General features: G+C 57.1%; 23 protein-coding genes. 11 read left to right on the top strand and 12 right to left on the bottom strand.

The window, feature by feature from the left end; translation table 11 throughout:
* Nucleotides 1-40: 40 nt before the first annotated feature.
* A complete protein-coding gene (locus AC13E3_RS22670) occupies nucleotides 41-2,227 on the bottom strand; it encodes a PhoX family protein (protein WP_405420935.1) in 2,187 nt (728 codons plus the stop codon).
* 325 nt (nucleotides 2,228-2,552) lie between these two features.
* Between AC13E3_RS22670 and AC13E3_RS22665 the strand changes: the two genes are divergently transcribed.
* Both AC13E3_RS22665 and AC13E3_RS22660 read left to right on the top strand, forming a co-directional pair.
* Complete coding sequence (locus AC13E3_RS22665) at nucleotides 2,553-4,193, top strand: methyl-accepting chemotaxis protein (protein ID WP_405420932.1); 1,641 nt, start codon at nucleotides 2,553-2,555, stop codon at nucleotides 4,191-4,193.
* A 68-nt stretch (nucleotides 4,194-4,261) separates the two neighbouring features.
* Nucleotides 4,262-4,627, top strand: a complete 366-nt coding sequence (locus AC13E3_RS22660; RefSeq protein WP_053112750.1) for a DUF4870 family protein — start codon at nucleotides 4,262-4,264, stop codon at nucleotides 4,625-4,627.
* Between the two features lie 14 nt (nucleotides 4,628-4,641).
* Here AC13E3_RS22660 and AC13E3_RS22655 read toward each other — a convergent pair whose 3' ends face one another.
* From AC13E3_RS22655 to AC13E3_RS22635, 5 genes are all read right to left on the bottom strand, one after another.
* The gene (locus AC13E3_RS22655; protein ID WP_053112749.1) at nucleotides 4,642-5,955 is read right to left on the bottom strand and encodes an MFS transporter; all 1,314 of its coding nucleotides are present in this window, start codon (nucleotides 5,953-5,955) and stop codon (nucleotides 4,642-4,644) included.
* Nucleotides 5,956-6,038: 83 nt separating this feature from the next.
* Entirely contained in the window at nucleotides 6,039-7,133 is a 1,095-nt protein-coding gene (locus AC13E3_RS22650) for a DUF1513 domain-containing protein (RefSeq protein WP_053112748.1), read from the bottom strand.
* Between the two features lie 13 nt (nucleotides 7,134-7,146).
* Nucleotides 7,147-8,181, bottom strand: a complete 1,035-nt coding sequence (locus AC13E3_RS22645) for an imelysin family protein (protein ID WP_053112747.1) — start codon at nucleotides 8,179-8,181, stop codon at nucleotides 7,147-7,149.
* A 9-nt stretch (nucleotides 8,182-8,190) separates the two neighbouring features.
* On the bottom strand, nucleotides 8,191-9,597 hold the full coding sequence (locus AC13E3_RS22640; RefSeq protein ID WP_053112746.1) for a di-heme oxidoreductase family protein: 1,407 nt from the start codon (nucleotides 9,595-9,597) through the stop codon (nucleotides 8,191-8,193).
* Nucleotides 9,598-9,599: 2 nt separating this feature from the next.
* Entirely contained in the window at nucleotides 9,600-10,886 is a 1,287-nt protein-coding gene (locus tag AC13E3_RS22635) for an imelysin family protein (protein WP_092031047.1), read from the bottom strand.
* 193 nt (nucleotides 10,887-11,079) lie between these two features.
* Here AC13E3_RS22635 and AC13E3_RS22630 point away from each other — a divergent pair, with 193 nt between their 5' ends.
* From AC13E3_RS22630 to AC13E3_RS22620, 3 genes are read left to right on the top strand one after another with little or no spacing between them, the layout of a single operon-like run.
* Nucleotides 11,080-11,919, top strand: coding sequence for a 23S rRNA (adenine(2030)-N(6))-methyltransferase RlmJ (locus tag AC13E3_RS22630; RefSeq protein ID WP_405420926.1), 840 nt, complete (start codon nucleotides 11,080-11,082; stop codon nucleotides 11,917-11,919).
* A 32-nt stretch (nucleotides 11,920-11,951) separates the two neighbouring features.
* Nucleotides 11,952-13,220 carry a hypothetical protein gene (locus AC13E3_RS22625; protein ID WP_241956150.1) on the top strand — a complete coding sequence of 423 codons (1,269 nt, stop codon included), beginning with the start codon at nucleotides 11,952-11,954 and terminating at the stop codon, nucleotides 13,218-13,220.
* A gap of 10 nt (nucleotides 13,221-13,230) precedes the next feature.
* Complete coding sequence (locus AC13E3_RS22620; RefSeq protein ID WP_008174028.1) at nucleotides 13,231-14,034, top strand: mechanosensitive ion channel family protein; 804 nt, start codon at nucleotides 13,231-13,233, stop codon at nucleotides 14,032-14,034.
* Here the strand turns inward: AC13E3_RS22620 and AC13E3_RS22615 are convergent.
* The gene (locus AC13E3_RS22615; protein ID WP_008174031.1) at nucleotides 14,008-15,111 is read right to left on the bottom strand and encodes a TRAP transporter substrate-binding protein; all 1,104 of its coding nucleotides are present in this window, start codon (nucleotides 15,109-15,111) and stop codon (nucleotides 14,008-14,010) included. The two genes, AC13E3_RS22620 and AC13E3_RS22615, sit on opposite strands and share 27 nt — an antisense overlap.
* A gap of 171 nt (nucleotides 15,112-15,282) precedes the next feature.
* On the opposite strand from AC13E3_RS22615, the gene AC13E3_RS22610 reads away from it, so the two are divergent.
* A complete protein-coding gene (locus tag AC13E3_RS22610) occupies nucleotides 15,283-16,188 on the top strand; it encodes a DMT family transporter (protein WP_053112741.1) in 906 nt (301 codons plus the stop codon).
* A gap of 13 nt (nucleotides 16,189-16,201) precedes the next feature.
* On the top strand, nucleotides 16,202-16,456 hold the full coding sequence (locus tag AC13E3_RS22605) for a GIY-YIG nuclease family protein (protein WP_014577843.1): 255 nt from the start codon (nucleotides 16,202-16,204) through the stop codon (nucleotides 16,454-16,456).
* On the opposite strand, the gene AC13E3_RS22600 is transcribed toward AC13E3_RS22605, so the two are convergent.
* A complete protein-coding gene (locus AC13E3_RS22600; protein ID WP_092031043.1) occupies nucleotides 16,434-17,327 on the bottom strand; it encodes an alpha/beta hydrolase in 894 nt (297 codons plus the stop codon). The two genes, AC13E3_RS22605 and AC13E3_RS22600, sit on opposite strands and share 23 nt — an antisense overlap.
* A gap of 94 nt (nucleotides 17,328-17,421) precedes the next feature.
* Between AC13E3_RS22600 and AC13E3_RS22595 the strand changes: the two genes are divergently transcribed.
* On the top strand, nucleotides 17,422-18,429 hold the full coding sequence (locus AC13E3_RS22595) for an alpha/beta hydrolase (protein ID WP_008174039.1): 1,008 nt from the start codon (nucleotides 17,422-17,424) through the stop codon (nucleotides 18,427-18,429).
* Between the two features lie 38 nt (nucleotides 18,430-18,467).
* Nucleotides 18,468-19,124, top strand: coding sequence for a YiaD family glycine zipper/OmpA-like lipoprotein (locus AC13E3_RS22590; RefSeq protein WP_008174041.1), 657 nt, complete (start codon nucleotides 18,468-18,470; stop codon nucleotides 19,122-19,124).
* Nucleotides 19,125-19,190: 66 nt separating this feature from the next.
* Here the strand turns inward: AC13E3_RS22590 and serA are convergent, their stop codons facing one another.
* The gene (gene serA / locus AC13E3_RS22585) at nucleotides 19,191-20,420 is read right to left on the bottom strand and encodes a phosphoglycerate dehydrogenase (protein ID WP_008174043.1); all 1,230 of its coding nucleotides are present in this window, start codon (nucleotides 20,418-20,420) and stop codon (nucleotides 19,191-19,193) included.
* A gap of 190 nt (nucleotides 20,421-20,610) precedes the next feature.
* On the opposite strand from serA, the gene AC13E3_RS22580 reads away from it, so the two are divergent.
* Together AC13E3_RS22580 and AC13E3_RS22575 are read left to right on the top strand one after the other, a co-directional pair.
* Nucleotides 20,611-22,014: an FAD-binding oxidoreductase gene (locus AC13E3_RS22580; protein WP_092031069.1), complete on the top strand. Its 1,404-nt coding sequence runs from the start codon at nucleotides 20,611-20,613 to the stop codon at nucleotides 22,012-22,014.
* The gene (locus AC13E3_RS22575) at nucleotides 22,014-22,691 is read left to right on the top strand and encodes an SIR2 family NAD-dependent protein deacylase (protein ID WP_273094530.1); all 678 of its coding nucleotides are present in this window, start codon (nucleotides 22,014-22,016) and stop codon (nucleotides 22,689-22,691) included. The genes AC13E3_RS22580 and AC13E3_RS22575 overlap by 1 nt, the downstream gene beginning before the upstream one ends.
* Nucleotides 22,692-22,694: 3 nt before the next feature.
* On the opposite strand, the gene AC13E3_RS22570 is transcribed toward AC13E3_RS22575, so the two are convergent.
* From AC13E3_RS22570 to AC13E3_RS22560, 3 genes are read right to left on the bottom strand one after another with little or no spacing between them, the layout of a single operon-like run.
* On the bottom strand, nucleotides 22,695-24,002 hold the full coding sequence (locus tag AC13E3_RS22570; RefSeq protein WP_008174049.1) for an ABC1 kinase family protein: 1,308 nt from the start codon (nucleotides 24,000-24,002) through the stop codon (nucleotides 22,695-22,697).
* A gap of 49 nt (nucleotides 24,003-24,051) precedes the next feature.
* Entirely contained in the window at nucleotides 24,052-24,714 is a 663-nt protein-coding gene (locus AC13E3_RS22565; RefSeq protein WP_008174051.1) for a fumarylacetoacetate hydrolase family protein, read from the bottom strand.
* Between the two features lie 23 nt (nucleotides 24,715-24,737).
* Nucleotides 24,738-25,280 (bottom strand): adenine phosphoribosyltransferase, encoded by a 543-nt coding sequence (locus AC13E3_RS22560; RefSeq protein WP_008174054.1) that lies wholly within the window; start codon nucleotides 25,278-25,280, stop codon nucleotides 24,738-24,740.
* Between the last annotated feature and the right edge of the window lie 29 nt (nucleotides 25,281-25,309).

Here is a 25,309-nt window from a genome sequence, read left to right as displayed (position 1 = left end):
TGCTGGCCAAACTGGGCGGTCAATGAACGATGTTGTTCGATTAAATTGCGATTTCTCCACCGTCCTCGCGGTATATGACGATAGTGGCCGAGCGGGGGCGATTGTCTGCCTCACCGAAGGCTGTAGCGTCACCGGAAGTTGCCGGCCAAGTGCTCACGTTTCGGTTGAAATCTTCTTCTGAACCGCCCTCTCCTGGGTGCTGAATATTGATAAAAAGCGAGCGGGCATCAGCAGTCATACTGATTCCTGTGATCTCACAGCCATTTGGTCCGACCAGAAAGCGCTTCAATTGAACAGCCTCTGCATTTCCGCCGACAAAAGTCTGGATAGACTCCTGGCCATTGCCGTCAGAGGTCGTGACTGTGACGCTTTCACCATCGCCAACTTCTCCCGGAATAGCCACCAGCATCTGATTATTGGTTTTGCCGCGGATACCTGATGAGCCATCGTCGGTCTGAATCCAAATGACGCCACGGGGGTCAATGAACAGCCCGTCCGGACTGGAGAATTCGTTATCTGCTGTCAAGCCGGATACGTTGTAATCAGAGGACGCGTCTGCGCTGGAGCCGAACAGGAAAATGTCCCATTCAAATGAAGTTGCTGCATGATCGCCAGCTTCCTCGCGCCAGCGGATTATATGACCGTTTGAGTTAACTGCGCGAGGATTGGCGCCGTCCAGATCTGTAGAAGGTCGATTGCTGGAATTGCCATTGGTCAGGGTCAGATAAACGTCGCCAGTGTTAGGGTGCACCGTTGCCCATTCTGGCCGATCCATAGGCGTTGCGCCTACCACATCGGCCGCCAGGCGAGCACTTGCAAGAACCTCTGCGTCAGAGGCAAAGTTGTACTGGTAGACCGTTCCATTATCATCGTATGAATGCGTGCCAGCCAGATCCATGTTGGCAGTAGATAGCGCTTTCCAGGCGCCAGTGCCATCGTCATTGAATACTGCGACGTAAAGCGTACCTTCATCCAGGTACTTGTCTCCTGCAGAAAGCCCGCCGTTACGATCCGCCTCTGACCAGGCAGCCTTTGATACAAATTTGTACATATACTCACGCCGAGAGTCATCGCCGGTGTAGATAACGATGGGAGCACCTTCTTGCACCGGAGCAACCCAAGCTCCTTCGTGGGAGAATCGACCAAAGCCGGTGCGTACTCTCGGCTTTTGAGTAGGGCGGAATGGATCAACTTCGGTTACGTAGCCGTGCAGGTTCGGCTCATGGCGGAAGTCCTCTAGGGCGGTGGCGCCGGAGGTCTCGACACCAAAACGCTTATACTGATCTCCCGGCACTCTATCCCACTGCCGATATGACCAACCAGCGCCTTCTATTCCGTAACGTGCAAGCCAGCCTCGGTGTTTTTCGGAGAGGTTGTCAACGTTGCCCACCTGGAAATAGGCGTACCAGTTTTCCTCGGCGGCCAGGTAAGTTCCCCAAGGAGTATAGCCGTTTGCACAATTGTTCATAGTACCGTAACGAGTGGTGCCTGTAGGCGTCAGTTTGGTTTTGACGAAATCTTCGCCAGCAACCGGACCACGCATATCCATTTCAGTGAAGACGGTGAGACGGCGATTGTAGGGAGAGTCGAGAACAACGGACCATTTGCCGTTGTCCTTTCGAATTTCGACGCAAGACACGCCATGGCCATTCATCTCACGATCAACGATTTTCTTCAGTTCTTGGAGGTTGTTAGCGGCGATGGCATCTTCTTTGGCGGTTGGGGTCTCGTGTAAAGTGGCGTCTTCCAAGTTTTCATGGTTCAGCACTAGAATGCCACGGTCTGATGACTCTGGGTCATATTTGCCGCTGGAATCCATGCCAAAGAAATGCATGCCGTCATGCTCATCGCCGGAGCGGCTATCGTAATCCACGTCAGTGCCATCATTCTTGAAATCTGCGAGTCCGGAAAAAAGCGGATCGCCTTTAGCGTAGAGCACGTCAGCTTTGTAACCAGCTGGAAGAATAACTCGGTCTTCGATTCCTCCGGCCACCGCTTTAAAGTCGAGTTGCTCGGGGTTCATTGTAACTGCGGTAGATGGAGTTGTAGATGTGCCTGAACTGCTGCTTCCGCCGCAACCTGTCAGAGCCAAGGAGCCAAGGACGCCAACGGTGGCTGCTGATGCGGTTCCGGTAAGCAGGCGGCGACGAGAAAGGCGTGTTTTGACGATATCATCGAATGGGCGGTTACCGCTTCTGTTACTGTCTTCTACTGGGTGATGTCCCATTTTTCTCTCCTTGTTTAACGACTTGATCGCAAATGAAATGCTTGGATTTTCCGGCCGTTTCGTTTAAGCCGGATAGACCAAAAGTGTCGTTAAATTTGATGACAGATTGGGTTCATCACCGTGACAGAACTGAGAACAAATTATTGCAGTGCATGAACTGCGGCGAGTGTCGTCGATTGAAATTGATAAAGAAAATTCAAGCCCAGCCGATGAGCATGATAAATACACTAAAGTATCAGTTATTAACTCACGTCAATTCTTTAGTCTCCACAATGGCCTTTAATAACAAAATGTTTGCAGAAGCAACGAAAAAGAAGAGGTTTCTATGGGCTTACTGGATCGGGCTTCACTTCTATGGGGGTTGGCGGTTGCCGTTGTTCTTGCAGTCGTCTCTGCAGTGGTGGCACCTTTGTTAGGCCTGGAACCTGCGTCGATTCTGATCGGGCTCGTCGTCGGCCTGGTGACTGCTGGCGGCTTCCTCATTGTCAGGGTGTTGGAGCCAACGGAGCGGGGCCTTCAGGCTCTGAATGACGGCACTCTGGCCGCCGATCATCCGCTGCAGGCTCAATGCCGCCAATTGCTTGCCGAGGCCAGGGCGGGGCGCGCTTTGGTGAAAACTCTGTCTGGGAGCGCTGATAAGAACGCTATCTCTGCGGCCCAGGTGTCTTTTGCCGCCGACCAACTGAAGCTCCGGCTGGACCGCCAGGTTGAAGAGACCGCGCAAATGGCCGATTACGCCGGCCAGATCACCGAGACTGTTCGGGAATCCTCGGAACAGGCGACCGATGCAGCCACCATGGCGCTGCAGAACAAGCAGGTGAGTACCGAGGGTCGTGAAGCCCTGATGTCGGCCATCGGGAGCGTGCGGGCTGTGCACGAGCAGTCCGGGGAAAACCTCCGGCTGATCCAGGAACTGAACGAAAAGTCCAACAAAATCCAGGGTGTGACTACCACGATTCAGGGCATTGCCGAGCAGACCAACCTGCTTGCACTCAATGCCGCCATCGAAGCGGCCAGGGCAGGTGACCAGGGTCGCGGGTTTGCAGTGGTGGCCGATGAAGTGCGCCAACTGGCGGGGCGAACCGCTCAGGCAACGGGAGAAGTGGCGGAAACCCTCGAGGAAATACGGTCCGATACCACACTGATTGTATCCCGCATTGAAGATCTTGCCCGCAGCATTGAGGAGGGCCTGACGTCTGTGGAAAGCGTGGGTGAGCGTCTGGAACAGATCGGCGAACAATCTGATCGGGTCCAGCAGCAGGTTGCCCGGATAGCCGAAATAGATCAGAACAACGAGCAGAGTCTGGCCCAGGTGTTCTCCGCCATTGAAACGGTGCGTGACCAGATTTCCGAGAGCGATACCAGCGTTTCCTCGCTGGCGGAGCAGGCTGCTACTTTGATGGAGCTTGCGGAAAAAGCCAATGCTTCATTTGCCCTGAACAGCGAAGCCAGTTATCACCGGCCGTTCTTCGATCAGGCCAGAGCGGGCGCTGACCAGATCGGCCAGATGTTCGAGCAGGCAATCCGGGATGGCAAGCTCTCAGAAAGCGCGCTGTTCGACAAGAGCCGGACTCCCATCCCGAACACGCACCCGCCAAAGTACTCAAGCAGCTTTGACAAATTTACCGATCAATACCTGCCGACCATCCAGGAGCAGGTGAAAAACGCCCATGAGGCCATTGTCTTTGCCATAGCCGCTGCGCCTGACGGGTATGTACCGACCCACAACAGGGATTTCGCCCACGCACCGACCGGAGATCCGAAGGTGGATCTGGTCAAGAGCCGGAGCAAGCGGCTGTTCAACGACCGAACGGGCATTCGTTGTGGCACGCACACCGAGAACATGCTTTTGCAAACCTATCGCAGGGATACCGGCGAAATCATGCATGATCTCTCCGTACCTATTTATGTGAATGGCAAGCATTGGGGCGGTTTCCGCCTGGGCTACCGTCCGGACAATCACTGACCGCGGCGGGATTTTCGGCCACGGGGGCTGTGGTAGACTCCGATTAATAGATCAATAGGAGACTTGTCTTGGCTGAACCGGAGTTTATTCCTGCCGACACGGACCCCGCCTCCCGCCGAAGTGATCCGGCGCGTAACCTGGCGGTGGTGGTCTACATCCTTCAGGCGCTGTCGTTTTTCGTAGGAGGCATTACCGGTCTGGTGGGCGTGATCATCAATTACGTCAAACTGGACGACGTCCGTAATACCTGGGTGGAGCGGCACTTCCGCTGGCAGATTCGCACCTTCTGGATCGGCCTGCTCTGGACCGTGATTGGCATAGTGACCACGCCGATCATCATCGGATGGTTTATTCTCCTTGGTATTTCTATCTGGATCATCTACCGGATCGTGAAAGGGGCTCTGGCCCTGAATGACGGCAAGGCGCCCTCCTGAACGGGCGACCGTTATCAGTCTTCGGTCACTTCCTTCAGCCCCATGGCACTGAACATCCCAGCCAGCCCCATCAGGCCCAGAACGATGATGACCGCCACTTCTGAGATCATTGACACGAGGGCGGTGAGGCCGCCGGTAACAAGCAGCAGAACACCGATGACCGTGTTGCTCACCGCCGTGTAATCGGTACGCTTGTTGCCCCCTGCCATGTCCACCAGATAGGTTTTACGCCCCAGCCTGACGCCCGCATGGGCAATGCTCAGTACGAAAAACGCAATCGGGTAAAACCAGACGCTGCCGATTTCCGTCCCGATAAACAGCGCGGTGAAGCCGACGATCAGGCACACACCGCTGGCCATTGCCGCCCCACGGATCATGACTCTCCGACTGGAGGTGTCTGCAGCCCAGCCCCAGAAGCTGGCACTGAGCGAGCTGGCGAGGCTGCTGGCCAGCAGGAAAACGCCCAACATCCAGCCAATGTCGGATTCTTTCTGTGCCAGTACGACCAAATAGGGTGAAGCCAGTGCCGAGCTGAGCAGCAGGGCCCGGGTAATCACGAAGTTCCGGAACGGAACGTCATCCCGGAGCAGGGACAGGCTTCGAAATGCCTCGTTGATGGCATTTCCGCCGCCACCGGTTTCACCGTCGTATTCTTCCACTCCGGCAAACAGCAGGCCGGCGATCACCCAGAGTGCCGCGGCCAGAAGTAATAATACGGTGTAAAAGGCGAGGGTGGGGTCGCCGCGTTCCCAGAACAGCAGCGCGGTCAACACAACGGTGGCGGTGCCGCCAATGGTGGAGGCGAGCCCGCCGAGCCTTCCCCGGCGGGTTTTCGGGATGCATTTGCCCTGTACATCTTTCATGGATACGGAGCAGAATCCACGGGCGAGGGAAAATACAATGAGGGCTGCAATGATCCCGGAACCTGCGGCATACCCCTCGAAAAACCAGATGCTGGCCGCCATGGCCACAACACTGGCGGCCTGTCCGAAGCTTCCAAGAGTCCAGAACCACTTGCGAACAGGTTTGCGGCGGACCCAGGCCGCAATGACCATCTGTGGGACGAGGGAACCGGATTCCCGGATCGGCACCAGCCAGGCCACCAGCGCGGGTGCACCAATGGCGCTCATCAACCAGGCCAATACGGTTTTGGGACTGATCAGCAGGTCGCCCAGTTTGGTCAGGACGTTGCTGGCAAGAATCAGAAAGAAATTGCGCGGCACTTCGCGACAGGCGTCATCGGAGATGTCGGTACAGACCCGTGCATCCTCTTCGTTGGCAATCAGGCCATAAAGTTGTTCGATGGTGTCCTTTCCGCTCTCAGGCAAACCGCTATCCTCCGGAAAATGTGTCGAAAGGATACCAGTGTGGCGCGGTATCCTTAAGTCCGGATTACGGCAACTGCGAGCGATCAGACCAGATGGTGGTCCCAGTGAACGGATAGATCTGCGAGTTCTCTGGCGGGTTTGCCGGCGCCGAGCCGGATAAGTTTTCCCCGTCCGGAGGAAACAAGAAAATCCCCTCCGGCAAGGGTCTGGATGCCCGCGCAATCGGCGATGTGTGCGCGGCTGACCAGCTCACCGGTCTTGCCCCGAAAGATAATGGCCGTTCCACCAATCGGCGAAGCCGCAGCCACGAGGTCGTTTTCCGGATGCGCAACCACGCTGGAGATGTAGTTGGCCAACGCTGTCCGGGTATCCTCATCGAACCGGTATTCCCGCAAAGTTCCCTCTTCAAGACGTGCCAACAAAGGCGGCGTTTCGTAGAGTGGGCCCTGGTGCTGATAGGCCACATACACGCGGCCATCGCCGCTGACGCTGACATGGCGGGCGCTTTGCTGGTGGTGGGGCGGCCTGAAACGGCCAACGATTTTGCCGGAGTGACGATTCATAAGTACCAGGGCTGGATCCATGGTGTCCAGATTCAGTTTCATGCGGTCGTAATCCGGGTGAGTGAGGATGCCTCCGAGACCGATCACCAGGGTTTCGCCGTCGGGGTGCAAGGTCAGCTCATGGGGGCCGATTCCCGCCAGATCAAAGGTTTTTGTCCGCCGATAACCCTTTTCGGCATCGTAGACTGCGATGATCCCCGCGCCCTGATCGTACCGGCTGGCGGTGACGTAGAGGCGTCGGCCATCGGTCGAGAACACACCGTGGCCAACAAAGTGTTCGCCCGGCTCGGCTGAAATATGGTGTTTCCGGGCACCTGTAGTGCTATCGAAAACGTAGAATGACCAACCCGGGCGGCGCTCGAAAAACAGGGTCTCTTGCTGGTGCGGTCGGTTGCAGCCGCTATGGCAGCGGGAATCGACAGGCGCCTGCCACACTATCCGGCCGTTGCGGTTGAATGCGCTGACTCCAAAACTGCCATCCGGGAACCCGACGGCGCCGGCATAGCCATCAGGTTGGACTGACGCTTTTCGGGGCAGCAGGGAACAGCCGGTCAGGCCCACGGCAACGCCGCCGGCAATGGACACCTTGAGAAGGGCTCTCCGGTTCAAAAGCATAGGATCAGGTTCCTCAGTCGCCATCGCTCGAGTTGAAGCCTCGTACTACGCCAAGTGCCACTGCCGCCTGGTCATTCACCAGCGTGGTCAACTGGGAAATATCAACGTAAAGGCTCTGCAGAGCCCGGAACTGGTCTTCTTCTTTCAAAGCCGTTGCCAGGGGTAGGTGGGCTCCGGGAAAGTTCTGCTGAACCTCGTTGAATTGTTTGCGAATGCGGTCTGCCAGGTCGGACGCCCCCTTTGCTTCCAGCGAAATTTCGAGCCCTGGTAAAAAGTACCGGTTCAGGCCGTCGACAGTCGCCGCGACAGTCTGCAGGCTTTTGCCGCTGCGCCAGGCGTCCGCGATGTAAGGATTGCGTTTGTTACTGCCGCGAAGACCCATGGGTTGGGCCAGCCTTCTTTCTTCCAGAATTTCCAGTGTTGCCATACCCGCTCGGATAGTGGTGTCGAAGTACTGCTCGGTCTCCAGATAGTGCGGTCTGAAAGCCTGCCAGCCAGCCATCAATGCGTCACTGTTGCTTTTCAAGTGTCCCGCGACGTTCGTTAGCAGCTCGCAGGTCCGGGCGACTGGGAGTGAAGTTTCCCCGGCATTGAACTCTTGGTCGAACAGCAGATATTCGATCATCGGGAAGCCTTGCACAGCGACACCGGACTGATTGATCACGCTCGGGGTGATCGGTTCGTCGTTTCCGATCAGGTAAGCCGCTTTCCGTGCAATCAGATTCTTCGGATCCGGCCAGAACTGGAACTGCCAGGAAAGGTTGTTGTTTTCGACCGGGCCGAAATCGACTAAGCGCACCTTCTGCCAGGCCAGGAAGGCATTCAGCCAGGCGGCTTCCACGTGTTCCCGGCTTCCCTCGGCTGGATTCTGGCAGTAGTCACGGGCGGATTCAGCCAGCTCTCCCGCTTCTGTGGTCAACGATTGATAGCCGGTCGCAATGCCTTCATACCACTGCTGGCGGGCCTGGGTGTTGGCATCGCTTGCCCACGCCAGGGGCGAGGTTAGTGTCAGGATAGATGTGCACAGCAGTCTGGTGATCCCTTGCATGGCTGATCCTCAGAGTGAATTCAGGAAATCGATCAGAGCGGATCGATCTTCGGGCGACATCTGGCGGTATCGGTCGGCGGCCGCCTGAGCCTCGCCACCGTGCCAGAGCACGGCTTCTTCCAGAGTTCGGGCGCGGCCGTCGTGCAGGAACCCGGCTTGCGGATTCACCACTTGGGCCAGGCCAATGCCCCAGAGCGGCGGGGTTCGCCATTCATTGCCATTGGCCAGGAATTCATCGCGGCCGTCGGCCAGGGCAGGACCCATGTCGTGCAGCAACAGATCCGAATAGGGCCAGATAGTCTGATTGCTAAGGTCCGGGCGATCGGCAACCTCGCCGGTCTGATGTCTCGGCGTATGGCAGCCAGCGCAGCCACTTTCGTTGAACAGCCTTGCTCCCTGCCGGACGGATTCAGACTCAATATCTCGACGCGCGGGTATTGCCAGACTCTTGGCGTAGAAGGTCACGAAGTTGGCGACCTTGTCGCTTACTTCCGGTTCACCGCCATGGGTAAACCGCTCACAATTCTGCTCGGGCATGCAGTCGGTTTTAGGTTTCAGAGTAGAGGTCAGTCCCATATCTCCGGCGAACGCACCCATGCTTTGCTGGTGGACATCGGGCTCGGCTGCCTTCCAGCCGAATCGACCGGGCACTGTCTGTTCCGTTGCCAGATCCCAGACCTGGTTAAGCTTTCCGGAGATGCCGTTTCCGTCCGCATCATCAGTGTCTTGGAGGGCTTGCAAATCTTCGATGGGGATGGCTTCCAGCAGACCCATTCCGATCATCTGCGGTGCTACCCGGGGCGATACCAGAAGGTCCTCGGGCAGTGGCCCATAATTTGGGTTCTCAATGCGGTACACGGGCTTGCGCAGTTCCACCACCGTCCCATCCGCGAGTGTTTCCTTCACTGGCGTCCATTCGACTATCAAATCAGCCTCTGGTTTGGCTGCAGGAAGCGCGGCTGTCTGGAGCTGGCTGCCATATACTGGCGCCGGTTTAAAACCGTGTTTGCGCAGAATGTCCGCGTCCAGCTCCGGATCAGCAGGGACTGCCAGTCTCAAAAACAGGGAGACCGGCGGCTCGTCGACACCGGGTGGGTGTCCGCGACCATCCTTGATATGACATCCCTGGCAGGAGTTGGTATTGAACAGCGGGCCCAGGCCGTCACGGGCGTCAGTGCTTGCCGGGGCTTCGACCCAGGGGTTCCGGAAGAAACTGTTGCCGACACTGAAGTCCAGACGTTTGGTCATGGACAGATTGCCCTGGGGAAGCGAGTAGGCATTGGTGTCTGACTGTTGTACGGTGCCCTCACCACCAGAGGCCGGAGATGTCTGGATCGGATAGCCCTCGTGAGTCTGGGCACAAACGTGGGCGCTGGCGATCGCCAGCGCCCCGATTAAGGCAAGCGGTTTCATCATGCTCAGGACGCGTGGCCGGCATCATCGGGAGACAGGGCTTCAATGCCCAGGTCGCGCGCAGCCTGCTCAATGGAACCGGTCTGTGCGACGAGCGCCATGATAGCGCCGTTGACGATACGAGTGCCCTCGGCATTCCCGGGTGCAATCATGGTGTCAAAAGCCATGGGATTTTCGCTGCTCTCCGCGCGGGCCTTCATTAGCGCCAGGGCTTCCATGGAGGCGTCCAGCTGGTTGTTAAGACGCGCGTCCAGCTCTGGGTCGCTCTGCTGAACCAGATCAGACAGGGAAGGGCCGGTCACCAGGCTGCCATCCACGCGACGATAGGTACCCGTGTAGACGTTCTGGATACCCTGGCCGTTGTAGTAGTGCGAATTGTGGGTATTGTCGCTGAAGCAGTCGTGCTCGTCCTCATAGGAGTTGGCTTCCAGAGCAACCTTCATTCGCTCGCCGGCCAGCTCGCCCAGAGACAGTGAACCCATGCCGAACAGCATTTTCTGAACACCCTGATTGGCGTCTGCAGCGGTCAATTGCGCCCGGTAGTTGTCACTGTCGCCCGGGGCCCACTGGGCCACCATCCACTCGAGGTCGGATACCAGAAGGTCTGTTACCGCATCCAGGTATTCGCCACGACGCTCACAATTGCCATTGGTGCAATCAGCGCCCTTCGCGTAATCCGTGACCGGACGCTCACCGGCGCCGCTTTCAAAACCGTGGAGATCCTGACCCCAAAGCAGGAATTCAACCGCGTGGTAGCCGGTAGCAACGTTGGCTTCAGAGCCGCCAACTTCGTTCAGATCTGCGAGCAGTGCAGGGGAAAGAGATGCCACATTCAGTGTCTCACCACCCACATTGATCCTGTTGCTTGCGATGATGTTTGCGGTGGCACCGGCGTTGCCCAGCTCGTGCTGGTACCCGTCTGCCTTCACATAATCGATCAGGCCTTCATCAAGCGGCCAGGCGTTCAGCTGGCCTTCCCAGTCATCGACAATAGCATTGCCGAACCGGAACACTTCTGTTTGCTGATAAGGAACCCTAGCTGCCAGCCAGGCTTCTTTTGCGGTCGCCAGATTGGCTTCGGTCGGATTGGCGATCAAGCGGTCAGTTGCTTCGTCCAGCGCGCGGGCGGTGATCAGGGCATCTTCGTAGTTGGCATGAGCCAGATCGGCGTAGTGATCGACCACTGAGTCTTTGGTTGCTGGCTGATAGTCCTTGGTGGACCAGGGATGATTAGCGCAGCCTGCAGTGAGCAGAGCGGTTACTGTCAATGCCAGGGGTGCTGGACGAAACATGGGCGTCATTCCTTTTCCCAAGTTCTGTTAATAGTAGTAATAATGAGAAATATTCGCGTTAAATATTATGAGTTCCGTTTTATCGAAACGCAAGCGGGAAACGGACTCGATCGATCAGGTTTGACGATTGTGCTCTTGCCCCGGGCAACCGTGATCGGGCTTAATGGCCCCGTCACCAGGGAGCTATTCTTGTATGTTGAGTTATTTGCACGCCTTCCACGCCGGCAATTTCGCCGATGTCCAGAAACATGGAGCCCTGGCACTGGTCCAGACCATGATGCGGGCGAAGGCCTCCGGTATTGCCTGTTTCGATACCCATGCCGGCAGTGCCATATACGACCTGCGAAGTGAGCGGGCCCGCAAGACTGGAGAAGCCGACCACGGAGTTCAGAGACTTTGGGGCGCCAGAGATCGGTTGCTGTCCGGGGACTGGAAGCCGTTTCTGGACGTGCTGAAAGGATTCAATGCCGGCGGTGGTGAACTGTCCGTTTACCCCGGTTCTCCTGCGTGGTTTCAGCATTTTCTACGGGATGGAGATGCGCTGACGCTGTTTGAACTGCATCCATCTGAGGGCGAGCAACTGGCGGACTGGGCTTCCGAGGCTCCGATTCGGGTGCTCAGACAGGACGGCCTGGCAGGTCTGCTAAGACAGTTGCCTCCCAGACAGCCGCGCCTGCTGACGCTGATTGATCCCTCTTACGAGGTCAAAACCGACTACATTGAAGTGGCGCACACTTTGGGGAAAGCATGGCATAAGTGCCGTCATGGCATTTTTCTTGTCTGGTACCCGATACTGACCAGTGGCCTGCAGGAACAGTTGAAAGATGCGGTCAGGGGCACTGATGCGCGCAAGATACTCTGCAGTGAGGTGCATCTGAATAATCCGCCGGAGCGAGGTATGGTCGGATCGGGCATGCTGGTGGTAAACCCACCCTGGGGTTTTGACTCCCGGTTTGCCGCAATGATGAGCGATGTTGCCGGGTCGGACGTTTTGAATTTGTCTCACGATATTGGTTGGCTGGTTCCTGAGTAATTGAAAGGACGGCAAGCAAGGGAGCAACGAGGTTGAAGGATAAGCCAGTAAACAAGGCAGGATCCGTGTGGATGCCCGGCGGCCTGATTCCGGTTGAGCAGTGGAAAGTGCCTGAAACGTCCGTGAGACGTTCACTCAAAGATGCGTTGCGCCATGCCCTGGCCCAGATTCGGGCGGGCGTGGTTGCAGAAAAGGAAGTGTTTGAAAGCCTCGATAACCTTCCCGAACTTTCAGCCGCCCGGCTCGAATCCTTTGCACCCCGGCCAGATCCAAGCGTGCTGGCGGAAGTGCTCTCAAGGGCCCTTGAAGAGCTTGGGCTAAACCATGATTCCGGCAAGAGAGTTGCGTTACTGGTGGCTCCACCGTTCTCAGGTATTCGTTCTGCCCTTGAGTGTTTTCCCGAGCTTGAATTGCAGCAAGAGGGCGAGGCGGGCCGGTGGTCGCTGATCCTGCCACCCGAGAATCTGCTTCTTGATGAACAGGGCGCCAGGGAGTGGTGGGACACGCAGGATCTTTCCAGGCCGTGGGTGATTCCGGAACTGGCTGATTTCTGGCTGCGCCATCTGTCCGGACTGGCTCTGGTTCGGGAATTACTCCGTCGGGTTGCCGCGGGAGGCACTGCTCCTGGCGCTATTGGTTGCTCGAGCTGGTGTTGGCAATTCTGGTCCTCTTACTTCAGGGATGCGCACTTTTCGCCGATGACACCTGCGCCGATGGCAGCAGTCGAACTTGGTGAATGGTTTGAATCCCTTGCTGCCGGTGATAGTGATTACTCAATCACGGCCCGAATGGCAGACGATGGCCTATGGGTATTGCCGATGACGGAAGGAAATGACGGGAAAAAGCGCAAACACAGTGGCTTTCTCCGGGATCTCGCCTCAGTAGCAAGAGGTAATCCCGGTGTTGCGCTGGCTATATGGCGACGCGCGCTGAGAGACCGCCCTGAAGAAGAGGCGGGCACGGAGGAATCCGGCCCGGGTTCTTCAGACGGCGGTTCAGTCACCCGGGCCTGGGTTATCCCTTTTGATCAACTGGGTTTGCCAGCGGTCCCCCAGAGCCAGGGCGACAACATTGGCCTGCTATTGCACGCCCTGCTGTTGCACGATGGACTGGACGCCTCTCATCTGCAGTTGGTAACAGGGGTCGCGGAACATGAGGCAGGGTTTGTGCTGGCACGTCTGGCCCGCGCGGATCTGATTGAGCAGCAGTCATCTGGTGGTCGCTGGCAAGTCACCGCTCAGGGATACCCCTCGATTCGTCGGCATTTGCAGAGCTGGGGATTTCCGGTCGACACTTTCTAGGAGATGAGTGATGGGTGATCTTGGCATTCGGGAGGCGTTTTCAGCGATCACGTCGGAAGCGTTGCTGGAATCGTTGATGGTTGTGCTGCTGGCGACGGGCCTGATCATCGTAATACAGAAGCTGTTTCCGAGAATCGCAGTGAAACTCGGGGGCAAGCCCCGGTTTTATATCCTGGCGTCGGTGCCCTTGCTGCGATTGATCATTATCGTGGTGACCATCATCGTTGTGGTTCCGATCCTGGTGGAACCTTCGTTCGAGAACATGGTTGCCATTTTCGGAGCCCTGGGACTGGCTCTCGGGTTTGCCTTCAAGGATTACGCGAACAGCCTGATTGCCGGAATCGTAACCCTCTACGAAATGCCGTATCGGCCCGGCGACTGGATCGAGGTGGACGGGCAGTACGGAGAGGTCCGTTCGATTGGCACCAGAGCCGCGGAACTTGTTACGCCGGATGATACCGTGGTGGTGATACCCCACGGCAAACTCTGGGCGTCCCTCATTGCCAACGCCAACAACGGAACGGATAACCTGATGTGCGTGGCGGAGTTCAACCTTGAACCCCACCATGACGTCAGCCGGGTTATGGCGCTCTTGCGGGATGTGGCCTACACCTGTCCTCTTACCCGCACGTTCCGGCCTGTCGTGGTGGTGGTCTCCAACAAACCCTGGGGCATGTGTTATCGGCTGAAGGCATACCCGATCGAGTTGAAGGATCAGTTCCGGTTTATTTCCGAGCTCACTGCAAAGGGCGCAAGTGCGTTGGCTTCAGAGGGCGTCAGGTTTGTCTCAGTCCCCGTCACCGGAAACCCCTGAGCTTTGCTTGCGGGTTTCCGTTTGCTCAATCAATTGATTCAACCTGCCGAGAATACGCTGCCCGCTTTCACCGGTGCGCTCGAGGTAAATGTCACGCACCGGCATGCTGGCTTCCCGAAACGCCTCGCGTTCTGAATCGGTCAGGCGGACCACTTTCATGTGGCCCCCTTCCAGCATCTGCTCGAGCCGGGTCTGATTTAGCTCCTCCTGAGTCTCCCAGGCGATCTGCGCGACGTCCTTGAGTCCGTTGTCGAGCCATTGTTGCTGGTTTTCGGGCAAGGCGTCGTACCACTCAAGATTCGAGACCACTGAAGCGACGAACTGGGCCGGTCGCGCCAGGGTCATGGTGGTCTGCACTTCGTAGAAATCCATTTCCTCGATGGCGAAAACCGGATTGCTCTGGCCATCGATCTTGCGCAGCTGCAGGTCACTGTATACCTGGGAATAGGGGATCTGGCTGGGCTCGGCACCATAGGCCCGGAAGGTTTCTTCCGCCATGTCGGAGGTCATGGTTCGGATTCGCTGTCCGGTGAAGTCTTCCGGCGACCGCAGCGCCTTGTTAGCTGTCCAGGCCATCCAGCCTTCAGGCACGAAACCCAGCAGTTTCATGTTCTGGTTGGCATAGGGTGATTCAAACAATTCGAGCAATTCTGCACTGGCCAGAATCTCTCGTGTAACGTCGGCGTCGTCCGGAAGAACATAGTGCAGCGTGAAGAGACCGACTTCGGGGATGGTGTTGGCAAGATGCCCGGGGGAGGCGAACGCCAGGCTTATGGAACCATTGCGAACCAGTTCAGTAAGCTGTGCCGAGGTTCCCAGAGAACCGTAGGGAAAAATATCGATTTCAATCCTGCCGTCGGAACGCTCCTCAATCCGTTCCTTCAACGCTTCGGCATAAGCATGCTGAACGCTACCCTCGATCTCCTCAAGGGCAAAACGCCAGGTAACCGGGTAATCGGGGGGTTCCGGGACATCGGCGGTCTCGTCCTCACCGCTGGTCTGGCTGTCTGAACAACCGGTCAGTGCAATGGCCAATGCCAGGCTCAATGGCCAGAACCTGAAACGGACGGTGGGCATAACGGGAACTCCAGTTTTCTCGATCCTTGGTTGATATTGCCATACAAGGTAACACAAGAATGCGCACTGCCGTGGGTTACGGGGTTGGATTGAATTACACTGTCGACCCAGACGATCAAGTGCATATAGGAGACAGTTCATGGAGTTTCAGTGTTGGGCAGGAGGCCGGGAATGACAAACCAGAAGCAGGCGATGCTCTATGGCCTTGGCACGGTGCTGTTGTGGTCTACCGTGGCAACCGCGTTCAAGCTCTCGCTCAGAGAGCTCGCGCCCGTTCAGATGCTGCTGATTGCGTGCAGTGCGTCGGTGGTTGTGATGGCCGTCATCCTGATGCTTCAGGGGCGCTGGCACCTGGTGTTCTCGCTCAGTCGCAAACAGTATGCCCAGTCTTTTGGCATGGGGCTGATCAATCCCTGTCTGTACTATTTCCTGTTGTTCGGTGCCTTTGACCGACTGCCCGCCCAGGAAGCGCAACCGCTGAACTACACCTGGGCTCTGGTGCTGGCCTATATGTCGGTACCCTTTCTGGGGCACCGGCTACGCAAACTGGATATTGTCGCGGGCCTGATCTGTTATGCCGGGGTCGTGGTGATTGCCACCCGCGGGGCTGTCACTTCGCTGAGCTTCGAGGATCCACTTGGCGTTTCTCTCGCCCTCGGAAGCACAGTGGTCTGGGCGTCCTACTGGATTATCGCCACACGGGATACCCGGGATCCGGTGGTTGGCCTGTTCCTGAATTTCCTATGTGGATTGCCGGTGATTCTGCTCATTTGCTGGTGGACAGAGGGGCTCAGTTTTGCCCCGGGCACGTCGCTGGTTGCAGCGCTCTATGTAGGCGTGTTCGAGATGGGTATCGCTTTCGTGCTCTGGTCCTATGCCATGAAAAAAGCGGAGAATACTTCGAAAGTCAGCAACCTGATTTTTATCTCTCCGTTCCTTTCGCTGGTGTTCATCTACTTTATTCTGGGCGAGCATATCCTGCCCTCCACATACATTGGCCTGGTTCTGATCATGATGGGGCTATGGATTCAGCAGAAAAAAGTGAAGGATCGGGAAGAGGCCCTGAACCTTGGCTGACTGGTTTGTCTACATGGTTCGAACCGCCAGAGGTTCGCTCTATACCGGCATAACCACTGACGTTGAGCGGCGGTTCAATGAACATCAGGGAGGCGCTCCCCGGGGCGCGCGTAGTCTGAGGGGGAAGGGGCCACTGGAACTGGTGTTCAGCGCGCCAGCCGGAGACAGAAGCCGGGCTTCACGGTTGGAGTGGCGCATCAAACAATGGCCCCGGCCCAGGAAAGAGGCCCTGGCCCGGGGCGAGCTCAGTCTGCCAGATGACGTTTGATGTGTTCGCCTGCGGTTTCCAGCGCGGCAGTGGCTCGATCCAGCTGACCACTGTGTACCTGGAAAACGTGCCAAAGACTGTTATAGACCTCAAGGCGGGTTTCCACATCGTTCCGGCTTGCGGCCTCGGCGAGCCGTTCGGCGTCGTTCAGCAGGATTTCCTGGCTGCCTACCTGGATCAACAGGGGTGGCAGGCCGCTTAAATCCCCGAAGATCGGCGAGATCAACGGGTTGGTAAGGGGTTCCTTTCCGGCGTAAAGCCTGGCGGCCTTGCTGGTCCAGCTGGCCTGAAGTACCGGCTCAATTTCCGGCGCATAAAGCTGCTCCTGGGTGAGGTCTATCCAGGGTGAAAACGCCGTCAGCGATGCCGGAAGCTGCAGGCCCTTATCGCGCAGTCGCATCGCCAGGGCAACAGAGAGCCCCCCGCCAGCGGAATCGCCGGCGACGGCAATCTGGTCCGGTTTCAGGCCAGCCTCCAGAAGCCCGTTCCAGCAGGCTTCGGCATCATCCAGCGCAGCGGGAAACGGAAACTCGGGCGCCAGCCGGTAATCCGGCGTAACGATGGCGCAGCCGGTTGTTTTCGCCAGATGCCCGGTTATGCCACGGTGGGTACTCGAGGACCCGATGATGTAGCCTCCGCCGTGGAGATAGAGAACGGCGCCCCGGGGATCATTGCCGAAGGTTGTCCGGGTTGCTGGCACTCCCCCAATGGTTATGTTCTCGAATTTCGCGCCTCTCGGTGGTGTCGAACTCCGATAAGCCTGGCGAACAATGCGTCGCTGAAGTGGCACCGGTACCGCCGGGTTGAGAACCGGTCTGACCAGCCGGTTCATGGTCTGGCGCAACGCACTCTCTAAAACGTGTTGCAACATCTGTGTCTTTCCCCTGCTATGGGTTAGGCCCGCTATAGGTTAGGATTGAAACCCCGAAATAGATAACTCATTCATGACAGGCGTTTAACTCTACGTGTACTGGAAAACGGATACCATAGAAATACCGGATTGGGACAGGCACTCGCTCCTGGACAGACTCGAACCCTTCGACCCGACCCGCTCGCGTGATCTTAGTGATGAAATGGTGGCCTATTGTCGTTTTTATGGGCTGGATCTCTGGGTGGAACATCCGGACGTTGCTTATCATCAGGGTTACGTCAAAGCCTGCGGTCATGAAGTCATGGTGCATTATTTCCGATTGCCGGACCAGTCAACAGAGCGTGGCACGGTGTTCATTCTGCACGGCTATTTCGACCACGTCGGGTTGTACAGTCAGTTGATCGATCGGTGCCTGGGAGCCGGGTTTGATGTGCTGGCCTACGATCAGCCCGGCCATGGCCTTTCCAGCGGCACGCCCGCAGCCATTGGCAGTTTTCTTGAGTATCAGGGCGTTCTGTCAGACGTGATGGCTCAGGTCAGGGACAAGTTGCGTCAGCCCTGGTTCGCGGTTGGGCAGAGCACCGGTGGAGCGATCCTGATTGATTATCTGTTGTCCAACCATCACAGCCAGCAAACCTCCGACTTCCGGAAAGTGGTGCTTCTGGCGCCCCTGGTGAGGCCGGCCGGCTGGTTGGGCGCAAAAATACTGCATAGCATGGTGAAGCCGTTTATTTCCCGCTGGCGCAGGGTATTTGCAGAGAACAGTGGCAACGGTCGTTTCCTCAGGTTCTTGCGGGAGTACGACCCGCTTCAGGCGAGGGCAGTGCATGTCGACTGGGTGAGTGCACTCCGAAAATGGGTCCCCCATATTGAATCTGCGCGGCCGGTCGACTTTCCGGTGACCGTCGTGCAAGGTGAGAAGGATCTGACAGTCGACTGGCAACACAATTTGCGTATTATCCGGAATAAATTTTCCTCGGTTGAGGAACGGAAAATCCCTGACGGACGTCATCATCTTGTGAACGAAGCTCAGGATTTGCAGGCAACCGTATTCAATACCATTATTGATACATTCACGAACTCGGCGGAAAAGACCCGTTAAACCGGGTTGGCTGAAGAAACCAGGCACAGGAGAAAGCTGTGAAGAAGATGATTCTTGTATTTATGGTGGCAACTTTCGGTCTCGGCGGTTGTATGACCTATGACCCCTACACCGGTGAAGAGAAAACTTCGAATGCGACCAAGGGAAGCATCATCGGCGCTATTGGCGGTGCGGCTATCGGTGCGGCAACCTCCAGCAAGAGTGACCGCGGAAAAGGTGCCCTGATTGGTGCGGCCAGCGGCGCGGCCATTGGCGGTGGCGTTGGTTACTACATGGACAAACAGGAAGCCGAGCTGCGTCGCAAGCTGGAGGGCACTGGTGTTCGCGTGGTGCGCAACGGCGATGAGATTGAACTGGTGATGCCAGGCAATATCACCTTTGATCTGAATGAATCGAGCATCAAGCCGTCATTCAGCGGAACACTGGAATCCGTGGCTCTGGTACTGAAGGAGTATGACAAGACCATCATCCAGATTGAGGGGCATACCGACAGCTCCGGCTCTGACAGCTACAACCAGCTGCTCAGTGAGCGTCGCGCCTCATCCGTGCGTGACTTCCTCCTGAACCAGGGTATTGAGCCGAAGCGTACCCGTGCTGTTGGCTACGGCGAACGCTACCCGGTTGCCTCAAATGATACCGCGGCCGGCCGTGAGCAGAACCGTCGTGTTGAGCTGACGCTGGTGCCCATGCAGTAAGCAGGGCGTTCGCAGCCATAAAAAAACCGGAGCACAGGCTCCGGTTTTTTTATATCTGGCCGTTAATCAGAACAGTACGCGGCAGCGAATGGTCCCTTTCACTTTGAGCAGCTTTTCCTGCGCCAGTTCGCCGTACTCTTTGTTCACGTCGACGACAACATAGCCGATGTCTTCCTTGGTCTGCAGATACTGGCCGCAAACGTTGATGCCATTCTCTGAAAACACCTGGTTGATCTCTGACATCACGCCGGGAACGTTCTCGTGGATATGCAGCAGACGGTGCTGATTGGGGTGTGACGGCAGAGCGACTTCCGGGAAGTTCACGGAAGAAACCGACGTGCCGTTGTCGCTGTACATGGCCAGTTTTTCTGCCACTTCCCGACCGATGTTTGCCTGGGCTTCGATGGTGGAGCCGCCAACATGCGGGGTCAGGATGACATTGTCGAACTCCCGCAGCGGAGAGACAAATTCCTCGTCGTTGGATTTGGGCTCAACCGGGAATACGTCAATGGCAGCACCCAGCAGTTTACCGCTGCCCAGAGCATCGGCCAGGGCGTCGATGTCCACCACGGTGCCGCGGGAGGCATTCATGAGAATGCTGCCGGGTTTCATCTGGGCGAACTGCTCGGCCTTGAACATGTACTTGGTGGCCGGGGTTTCCGGTACGTGCAGGCTGACCACATCGGCAATGTTGAGCAGCTCCTGGAGCGTACCTACCTGGGTGGCGTTGCCGATCGACAGTTTTGAGACGACATCGTAGAAGTACACATCCATGCCCAGGCCCTCGGCCAGGACGCTGAACTGGGTGCCGATGTTGCCGTAGCCGATAATGCCCAGTTTTTTGCCACGGATTTCATAGCTGTCCTTGGCGGATTTCAGCCACTCGCCGCGATGGGCCTTGGCGTTTTTCTCCGGGACACCGCGCAGGAGCAGAATGGCCTGGGCGAGAACGAGTTCCGCGACGCTCCGGGTGTTGGAGAAAGGCGCATTGAAAACGGCAATACCGCGCCGGGTGGCCGCCTGCAGATCCACCTGGTTGGTGCCAATACAGAAGCAACCCACAGCCACCAGCTTCTTGGCGGCCTCAAATACTTTCTCGGTCAGCTGGGTGCGGGAGCGGATGCCGACGAAGTGCGCATCGGCAATCTTCTCGATCAGCTCTTCCTCGGCCAGCGAGTGAGACAGGTACTCAATGTTGGTATAGCCCGCAGCATTCAGCGTATCAATGGCAGATTGATGCACGCCTTCCAGCAGCAGGATACGGATTTTGCTCTTCTCAAGAGACGTATTTGACATGGGCTTGCTTCCGAACCTTTCGTCACGTGAAATGACCCGTGGCCAGTGATCGTCAGGGCTGGCTCACAGAACAGGGGCGGTATGATACCATAAACAAAGATTTTCACAGCGCGCCGGTTTGCCTGAATCAACTGTCTGTGATTCCTGTTGCAGGATGCTCCGGCCCAAACCTGACGAGACCGAAAAATTCATGAATTCTGAACAGATCATTGCTTCCCTCAAAGACCTGATGGCCACCGGCGACGCGCCCGGCAAGGTGCTGACCGACCCGGCAGATCTGGATACCTACGGCAAGGACTGGACCAAGATCTACCCGCCCAAGCCCCTGGCGATCGCGTTGCCCAAGACCACCGAGCAGGTGCAGGCGCTGGTGAAGTTCGCCAACGAGAATCAGGTGGCACTGGTGCCCTCTGGCGGCCGGACAGGTCTGAGTGGCGGTGCTGTGGCCGCCAATGGTGAGGTGGTTGTGGCGTTCGACAACATGAACCAGATTCTGGACTTCAATGCCAGCGACAGGACGGTTCGGTGTCAGGCCGGTGTTGTGACCGAGCAGTTGCAGAATTGTGCTGAAGACAACGGTCTTTACTATCCGGTTGATTTTGCCTCCGCCGGTTCCAGCCAGCTCGGTGGCAACCTCTCCACCAACGCCGGCGGTATCAAGGTAATTCGCTATGGTATGAGCCGGGACTGGGTTGCCGGCCTCAAGGTCGTGACCGGCAAGGGCGATATTCTGGATCTGAACAAGGATCTGGAGAAGAACAACACGGGTTACGATCTGCGTCATCTGTTTATCGGCGCTGAGGGCACACTGGGCTTTATTACCGAAGCCACCATGAAATTGTCCCGGAAGCCGGATAACCTGACGGTGCTGGTGCTGGGTCTGAATGACCTGACCAACACCATGGATGTGCTGCAGACTTTTCAGAAAAAGATTGATCTCACCGCCTACGAGTTTTTCTCCCATCAAGCCATGGGACACGTGCTGGCCCACGGTCAGGTTCAGGCGCCGTTTGAAACCGAGGCGCCGTATTATGCGCTGCTGGAGTTCGAATCTGTCTCCGATCAGGTGATGGACGATGCTATGGCTCTGTTTGAACAATGCGTGGAGAACGGGTGGGTGCTGGATGGCGTGATCAGCCAGAGCGAAACCCAGGCCCAGAACCTCTGGCAGCTGCGCGAGCGCATTTCCGAGTCCATCGCGCCCCGCACGCCCTACAAGAATGATATTTCCGTGGTCGTATCCAAGGTGCCGGGCTTCCTGCAGGAAATTGATGCCGTGGTCACCGAGCACTATCCGGATTTCGAGATTATCTGGTTCGGGCACATCGGCGATGGCAACCTGCACCTGAATATCCTCAAGCCAGAGGACATGGCCAACGAGGATTTCTTCGAGAAGTGCCAACAGGTCAACAAATGGGTGTTCGAGATTGTCGAGCGCTATCAGGGCAGCGTGTCAGCCGAGCACGGCGTGGGTATGACCAAGAAGCCTTATCTGCAGTACACCCGTAGCGAGGCAGAAATCGCTTACCTGAGGGGAATCAAGCAGGTATTCGATCCCAACGGAATCATGAACCCGGGCAAGATTTTCGACTGATGCAGGATCATATCGTAGTGCTGACAGGCGCGGGCATAAGCGCCGAAAGCGGTCTCTCCACCTTCCGGGACAACGGTGGGTTGTGGGAGCAGCACAGCGTCTACGATGTGGCTACGCCCGAGGCGTTTGCGCGCAATCAGGAGCTGGTGCTGCGGTTCTACAATGACCGACGCCGCCAGCTCGCCTCTGCCCAGCCGAACCGGGCCCATCAGCTGCTGGCGGAGCTTGAGCAGCGCTACCGGGTCACCGTGGTCACCCAGAACGTGGACGATCTTCACGAACGGGGTGGCGCGAGCAACGTCATTCACCTTCACGGTGAGCTTACCAAGGCGCGCAGTTCAAAATATCCGGAGCTGGTTTATGACATCGGTTATCGTGATATTAACCCTGGCGACACCTGCGACCGTGGCGCCCAGCTTCGTCCTCATATTGTCTGGTTTGGCGAGGAAGTGCACATGCTGGACAAGGCTGCAGAAGTTGTCCGCACGGCCGATCACCTGCTGATCGTGGGAACGTCTCTGCAGGTATACCCGGCTGCAGGACTGGTTTACGAAGTGGACAGAGATGTCCCCATCACCGTGATTGACCCGGGCGAGCCGGCGTCAGTGTCACGGGCCCGGTTTATTCGCAAGGGTGCCGTCGAGGGTGTTGCCGAATGGGTTGCCCATTACCTGTAGGGTTCAGGCTTTCAGGTACCTTTCCAGTTCTTCCCTGAACGCTGCCTGAACACCCAGCCGCTTCAGCATCCAGTAATGACCGGCAATCATCCGGTCGATAAAGATGCTTTCCACCGGCGGCTTGAAGTAGTCGAGGTATTTGAACACGGTGCTGGTTTTCTCGGCCACGCGCTTGTGGATGTCGGCTTCTGCGAAGTTATAGGGCACCTCCCGATCCTCGAAGGGCACCACCAGAATGTCCCGCCACATAGCGTAGTAGGCTTCATCCACGGCTGGCTGGCTTCCGACACGCGCGCCCAGGTCAATCAGATGACGGTCAAGCGCTTCGTAGTCTTCCTCGAGGGCAGAAACCAGGGCGTTGCGGTAGGCGGCGATGATTTCCGGTTTCAGCTTCTTTACGCAGCCGAAGTCGTACATGACGATGGAGCCATCAGGCCGGTAGGCGAAGTTGCCGGCGTGGGGATCGCCATGGATGCACTGGAAACGGAAAAGCTGGTCCGCCATGAGCATGAAGATCCGGTGACCTATCAGGTTGATGGTGTCCTGGTCGTACCGGTCTCTCGTAACCTTGCTGACGTGATCTCCCTCAACCAGTTCCATCGTCAGGACACGTCGGGTTGAGTGGCTCTTCGCCACGGAAGGGATGAGCACCCAGGGCTGATCCTTGTGAAACTCCCGAAAGAGTTCGATATTTCGTGCTTCGTTCTCGTAATCCAGTTCTTCTTTCAGTCGCTCCCGGATTTCGGCGAACAGCCGGTCGACCGACTCCTTGGGCATTTTCAGCAGGCCGCCCAATCTCAGTGCCATGCGCAGTTGCTTGAGATCTGAATCGCAGGATTCGTCCACGCCGGGGTACTGGATTTTCACAATAACATCGGTGCCATCGTGGAGTCTGGCGCGATGCACCTGGCCGATGGAAGCCGCAGCGTAGGGTGTCTCCTGCAGGTACTCGAAAAGCTCGGAGACCGGTTTGCCCAGTTCCGATTCGATCTGCCCCACGATGACCTCAAAAGGCATGGGCGGGGCTTCTTTCTGAAGCTTCTCGAGCGCGTCCGAGAATTCCTTGGGCAGAAAGTCCTGGGTCTGGGAAGCGATTTGCCCGACTTTCATGACCGCCCCTTTCAGCTCGCCCAGGGTATCGGCGATCTGGTCGGCCATGCGTGTGTAGCTTTCGCTCTGCGCGCCCTCGTCATTTTCTGAGCGGAACAGGCGGCGCGCACGCTGGCCGGCATATTGCCCTGCCACAGAGGCAGTCATGCCAGCGAGTTTGAAGAAGCGACCACGTCGGGAGGTTACCGGTTTCTTTGCCATAAACAGATGTACGCCTTTGACCGGATTTGGGTTTAGCCGGCCCTGCACGTTAAACCACTTTGGTCTCCACGAACAGCAGGTCTTCCAGTTCAAGCGACAGGGTCTGGCCAGAAACCAGCGGGCCCACGCCTTTTGGTGTTCCTGTCAGCACCACATCGCCGGGCAGCAGAGTGAACTGGCTGCTGATGTGAGCGATCAGGGGAATGATGGGGTTGAGCATATCGCCGGTATCGCCGGTTTGCTGGCGGTTGCCATCAATGTCCATTGTGAAGTGAATGGGGGCATCGGGAAACTTATCGGCCGCGACAAACGGCGAAAGCGGACAGGCACCATCGAACCCCTTCGCTCTTTCCCATGGCTGGCCTTTTTCTTTGAGTTTGCCCTGTAGATCCCGCAGAGTCAGGTCCAGTGCCAGACCGTAGCCCAGTATCGCGGATTTGGCTTCGCTGGCTGAAGCTCGGGTCAAGGGGCGACCGATCAGAACCGCCAGTTCGGTCTCGAAGTGAACCGCCCCCTGGTCTCTTGGAAAATCCAGGGGGCGGGTGATATGCACCGCCGAGGTTGCGGGTTTGATGAACAGCAGCGGTTCATCCGGCACCGGGTTATTGAGCTCCCGGGCATGCTCGGCGTAGTTGCGACCAATGCAGACGATCTTTCCCAGTGGCAGATGGACGGGTGTGCCATCCTTCCAGTGGTGTTGGTAATCCGGCATGGTCGCCTCCTGATTGCTGTTGATTATTCCCCTTCAAACGAGCAAACAGTATAAACCTGAAGGCCTTCGTCCTGCAGCTTGCGGGAGCCGCCGAGATCGGGCAGATCAATCATGGCTGCCACTTCCACAATTTCCGCGCCAATCCTGCGGATCAGACGGGTCGCGGCGAGCATCGTGCCGCCAGTGGCAATCAGATCATCCACCAGAACCACGTTGTCGCCCGGCTTGAACGCGTCCTTGTGCAGCTCTACGGAGGCAGTACCGTATTCAAGCTCGTAGTCCTCCACCAGCGTATCGAACGGCAGCTTGCCTTTCTTGCGGACAAGTACCAGGGAGGCGTTGAGCTCATAGGCCAGCGCCGAGCCAATGATAAAGCCGCGAGCATCCACCGCTGCCACGGCATCAATCTTGTGGCCGTGGTAGCGGTGTACGAAGGCATCAATCAGTTTCCGGAAGGCAGTCTTGTCTTGCAGTACCGTGGTTATATCGCGAAAAGCCACGCCCGGCTTTGGCCAGTCCGGGACCGTGCGAATGGCCTTTTTGATGCTTTCAGAAAAATAATCCATAAACGTTCCGGTTAATGCCCTGGAGGCGG

The organism is Marinobacter sp. L-80, assembly GCF_056859395.1.
Note: the sequence above shows the minus strand (reverse complement) of the source record. Positions and strands in the feature narration are given on the sequence as shown.

Coding starts and splice junctions, on each gene's coding strand:
- AC13E3_RS22610 (WP_053112741.1), top strand. CDS start 15,283: ATGACAAACCAGAAGCAGGCGATGCTCTATGGCCTTGGCACGGTGCTG.
- AC13E3_RS22670 (WP_405420935.1), bottom strand. CDS start 2,227: ATGGGACATCACCCAGTAGAAGACAGTAACAGAAGCGGTAACCGCCCA.
- serA (WP_008174043.1), bottom strand. CDS start 20,420: ATGTCAAATACGTCTCTTGAGAAGAGCAAAATCCGTATCCTGCTGCTG.
- AC13E3_RS22600 (WP_092031043.1), bottom strand. CDS start 17,327: ATGTTGCAACACGTTTTAGAGAGTGCGTTGCGCCAGACCATGAACCGG.
- AC13E3_RS22630 (WP_405420926.1), top strand. CDS start 11,080: ATGTTGAGTTATTTGCACGCCTTCCACGCCGGCAATTTCGCCGATGTC.
- AC13E3_RS22640 (WP_053112746.1), bottom strand. CDS start 9,597: ATGATGAAACCGCTTGCCTTAATCGGGGCGCTGGCGATCGCCAGCGCC.
- AC13E3_RS22560 (WP_008174054.1), bottom strand. CDS start 25,280: ATGGATTATTTTTCTGAAAGCATCAAAAAGGCCATTCGCACGGTCCCG.
- AC13E3_RS22665 (WP_405420932.1), top strand. CDS start 2,553: ATGGGCTTACTGGATCGGGCTTCACTTCTATGGGGGTTGGCGGTTGCC.
- AC13E3_RS22645 (WP_053112747.1), bottom strand. CDS start 8,181: ATGCAAGGGATCACCAGACTGCTGTGCACATCTATCCTGACACTAACC.
- AC13E3_RS22620 (WP_008174028.1), top strand. CDS start 13,231: ATGGGTGATCTTGGCATTCGGGAGGCGTTTTCAGCGATCACGTCGGAA.
- AC13E3_RS22635 (WP_092031047.1), bottom strand. CDS start 10,886: ATGTTTCGTCCAGCACCCCTGGCATTGACAGTAACCGCTCTGCTCACT.
- AC13E3_RS22615 (WP_008174031.1), bottom strand. CDS start 15,111: ATGCCCACCGTCCGTTTCAGGTTCTGGCCATTGAGCCTGGCATTGGCC.
- AC13E3_RS22570 (WP_008174049.1), bottom strand. CDS start 24,002: ATGGCAAAGAAACCGGTAACCTCCCGACGTGGTCGCTTCTTCAAACTC.
- AC13E3_RS22605 (WP_014577843.1), top strand. CDS start 16,202: ATGGTTCGAACCGCCAGAGGTTCGCTCTATACCGGCATAACCACTGAC.
- AC13E3_RS22565 (WP_008174051.1), bottom strand. CDS start 24,714: ATGCCGGATTACCAACACCACTGGAAGGATGGCACACCCGTCCATCTG.
- AC13E3_RS22580 (WP_092031069.1), top strand. CDS start 20,611: ATGAATTCTGAACAGATCATTGCTTCCCTCAAAGACCTGATGGCCACC.
- AC13E3_RS22575 (WP_273094530.1), top strand. CDS start 22,014: ATGCAGGATCATATCGTAGTGCTGACAGGCGCGGGCATAAGCGCCGAA.
- AC13E3_RS22650 (WP_053112748.1), bottom strand. CDS start 7,133: ATGCTTTTGAACCGGAGAGCCCTTCTCAAGGTGTCCATTGCCGGCGGC.